Consider the following 464-nt stretch of genomic DNA (forward strand, 5'->3'; position numbering starts at 1 on the left):
GGTAGATTGCAAATTTAATCCGAATTTTTGGACAAATTGTTCAGCATAACCTGATACGGTGTTTGCCAGTCAAGTATTTTAAGCGGTCTCTGGTTAATTTGGAGTAACGTCGTCGTTAGATCTTGAGCACTAATGTGCTCAAAACGAGTCCCCTTAGGATAAAAATAACGTAAATTCCGATTAAAGCGTTCATTACTACCACGTTCAGCTGGAGTATAAGCATGGCAGTAATAGGTCTTAATACCATATTGTGATTCAAGTGATACTAGCCCACTAAACTCAGTGCCACGGTCCACAGTAAAGCTGTGCACCGGACCATTAAAAGTTGTTAGGAACTTAGTTAGTGCTTCATTAACAGTCGCTGTCGTCCGATCTTTTAACCGGTATGCCCAAAGGAACCGTGATTTTCGATCGATTAAAGTTAATAAAACTGCCTTACTATGCCCACGAGGACCAACGACTGT

1 pseudogene is annotated in these 464 nt (G+C 40.9%); it reads right to left on the reverse strand.

The features are described from left to right. Positions 1-14: 14 nt before the first annotated feature. Positions 15-464 (reverse strand): annotated as a pseudogene (locus tag DY78_RS15700) (IS30-like element ISLpl1 family transposase); the annotation flags it as partial.

It is taken from the genome of Lactiplantibacillus fabifermentans DSM 21115 (assembly GCF_000498955.2).
Classification (GTDB): Bacteria; Bacillota; Bacilli; order Lactobacillales; family Lactobacillaceae; genus Lactiplantibacillus; species Lactiplantibacillus fabifermentans.